This is a genomic window from Elusimicrobiota bacterium (assembly GCA_026388075.1).
GTDB lineage: Bacteria > Elusimicrobiota > Endomicrobiia > Endomicrobiales > JAPLKN01 > JAPLKN01.
The window spans coordinates 1-2255 of sequence record JAPLKN010000067.1 but is presented as its reverse complement, the minus strand read 5'-3'; the positions used below and the strand labels follow the sequence as shown (position 1 = coordinate 2255).

Below are 2255 nucleotides of genomic sequence, written 5' to 3'. Positions count from 1 at the left end.
TTGACCCATTAGCCACAGATATTTCCAGTGCCCGTTTTATCGCCTTAGAAAGAACGATGACTAAATGGGAAATGGAACAAAAGAAATTTAATAATATTGATAAGTTAGGGGTAGCGACAGATACCCAATCTAAAAATGCTGATGAAGCAAGGAAAGAAGCCAAGAATGAAGTTTCTGTTTCGGAGCCAGAAGATTATCAAAATAAAGAATTTATTATTTTAGAATGGTTCACTATTAGAGACGGAAAGAAAGTTCATTTCTTTACCGATTTTAATTGTTCACTTTTATTGACTGAAGTTAAGAAATTAGTTTTCAAAGATGATGAATTTCCTATTACTGTTTATCCCTTCTCTCCAATTCCACACGAATTTTGGTCTTTATCCGTTCCCGATTTATTAGAGGACAAGCAAAGGGCTAGTGCTATCTTGGTTAATTTGGGATTAGCGATGGAAAAATCCAAATTATATCCTCGTTATCTTTTTGATAGAAATGCCATCTTAAATGTTCAGGACTTAAAAAATCCCCAATCTAATAAATATATCCCTACTGACCCTGCTGGTAGAGCCTTGAGAGATGTAATTGTTCCTTTAGAACAATCAACCATCACCAATTCGACCAATCTTATTTATGAAATGATTAGGGATATTTCCGAGAGAACAGTAGGAACTCCTCAATTAAGACAAGGTATCGTTTCTAGCGGAAGAAGAACAGCCACAGAATTACAATTGACTTCCGTTAATGCCGATACTCGCAATTCTTTAGCGGCTAAGTTGTTTGCCAATAGCGATGTTGAGTTCTGGACTAAATGGTTAAGTAGATATACCCAATTTAAGGCATTAGCCAAAGATAAAATTATCAGGATTCAGGGAACTTTAGGAGTCAGGTTTGAATCTATTGAAACCGATACTTTTAACTTTAAGACAGACCCTGATATTATAATTGAATCCAGCAATGTTTCTCTTCAGAAAAAGATGCTGGATAAACAATCCTTAGTGGAATTATCTAAAGTAATTATTGAACCTGACACTCTCACTGCCGCTAAAAGATGTTATAAGAAAAAATTATTACAACTTTCTGATTTTAATAAAGATGAGATAGACCAAGTGCTTCCTCCAAACTTTGATGAATTAAGGGCTCAAGAAGAAAATAAACTTTTAGAGAAAGGTAAACTTCCAGAGATAGAACCTTATGATGACCATTATACCCACATGATTATTCATAACACGGTTCCTATGAATAAAATCACTAAGGCTGTCGTTATTGCCCATATTCAAACTCATAAAGATGCTTTCTTAAAAGATAGACAAAAAGAAAAGGAATTAGAATATCAACAACAAACTAAACCAGAAGCGGGTGCTCAACCCAATCCCAATGGGGCAATAGAGGGACTTATTTCAAGAGGGAGAATGCCCTTTGAAAGACCGCAGGTTCCTACCAATCAAATACAACCAACTAATATACCCCCTAACACAGGAGAGGTGCCACAGATTACTACCCAATAATATGCCATTCAAATCAAAAGCTCAAATGAGGAAGTTCTTTGCCTTAGAGAAAAAAGGTAAAATTTCTGATGCTAAACTCCAAGAGTGGATTGCTTCTACTCCTGATATAAAAGGATTACCCGAAAGGGTAGGGTCGAAAACTAAACATAAAAAACATAAAAAATAATATGGCAAAAAAATGGATACAAGGTGCTATTGGTAAAAAGGGTGCCCTACATCGTTCTTTAGGAATTTCGCAAAATAAGAAAATTCCTGCGGATAGATTAACCCAAACAGTTAATGCCCTTCAAAAGAAAGAACAAAAAGGAAAATTGACTAAATCAGAACTTACTCTTTTAAGGAGAGCAAATTTAGCAAAAACTTTAAAAAGATTTCATAAATGAAACATAAAAAATTACCTTTTAAAATGCCAGTAATGGGAATACAACAACCTGTTCCAGAAATTCCCTTACAAGAATTTAATAATATCCCAGAAGTTTTTAAAGACCCTAAAGATATTGTTCTTGGGATTGGTGAAAAAGAAGTAGTCTTGGGAAGATTAAAAGAGGCTTATTTACAAGCATGGATGTCTCAAAAAGTAATTGAAATTACCTACCAAAGATTTCTACATGGTTTTTACAATAAAGACGGATTAGTGGCAGAAGCCCTTAAAAATGAATTAGCATCTACTCAAAACCAAATTAAAATAGCAGAAGGAGTATTAACTACCCTTCAAGAGTGGGAAAAATTTGAGGAAGATACAAAAGACACAAA

Annotated in this window: 3 protein-coding genes; all 3 read left to right on the top strand. The window is 34.3% G+C overall.

All coding sequences use genetic code 11. From position 1 onward, the window contains the following. Positions 1-1502, top strand: a 1502-nt coding sequence (locus tag NT145_03670) for a hypothetical protein (protein MCX5781791.1), incomplete at its 5' end; no start/stop codon positions are given. 167 nt (positions 1503-1669) lie between these two features. Beyond that, a complete protein-coding gene (locus NT145_03665) occupies positions 1670-1885 on the top strand; it encodes a hypothetical protein (protein ID MCX5781790.1) in 216 nt (71 codons plus the stop codon). Next, positions 1882-2255, top strand: a 374-nt coding sequence (locus NT145_03660) for a hypothetical protein (protein MCX5781789.1), incomplete at its 3' end; no start/stop codon positions are given. The genes NT145_03665 and NT145_03660, both read left to right, overlap by 4 nt.

Excerpts from the sequence above, each read along its gene's own strand:
- NT145_03665 (MCX5781790.1), top strand. The coding sequence starts at position 1,670 with ATGGCAAAAAAATGGATACAAGGTGCTATTGGTAAAAAGGGTGCCCTA.